At 29.9% G+C, this 693-nt stretch carries 1 pseudogene; it reads right to left on the minus strand.

Features of this window, described 5'->3' with window-relative positions:
* Positions 1 to 112: 112 nt before the first annotated feature.
* Positions 113 to 264, minus strand: a pseudogene (locus CD118_RS11785) (hypothetical protein).
* Positions 265 to 693 lie beyond the last annotated feature (429 nt).

Here is a 693-nt window from a genome sequence, read left to right on the forward strand (position 1 = left end):
TGGTAGGCTTAATATAAATAATGATAAATACATTTGACCTGTCATATTTGAAAACCTCCAAAATTTATTATATACTTCAAGTGTAAGGAGGAGCCAAAAGGCTCCAGATAATTTAATCTTTGTTGTTTGGCTTTCGGTCTAGGTAACCGAGATGCCACATTCTAAGTTGTTTTAATGTTCCTGGAATAGCCAGTACCGCAAATACTGGATGCTCTAGGAGCATTTTTATTATCTCTTGCATAAGGCTTTCACCTCCCTACACAAAACTTGTAAGTTGTTAATTAACTTACATATATTATTATGCTATCCTAAGGTGGTGTAATCAATCTTTTCCCGTAAATTTTTACATAAAAAATACCATACCAATTCGAGTATGATTACGACTTATGAACTTTGTCTTAGATGAAGTTTTTACTCAAAAATACCCCGATACCGGAAATGGTCTACTTAAAAGGGAGTGAGAGCGTAGTCGTTATGCTCAAATCATAAGGTATAAAATTTTGAATTTCAATCAAAATAACTATCTTTGACTAATATAAATAATCGAAATATCGTGTAATAAAATTTAACTTTGTTTTAACTTTATCAAGATAAGAAAAAACTTGTTTCAATCATTTAAAAAAGGATAGACCTTTAAAGTCTGTTCTTTTTCAGTTTTGTAATTTTTAAAGGTAAAAATATACGAACTAAAAT

It is taken from the genome of Staphylococcus coagulans (assembly GCF_002901995.1).
Classification (GTDB): Bacteria; Bacillota; Bacilli; order Staphylococcales; family Staphylococcaceae; genus Staphylococcus; species Staphylococcus coagulans.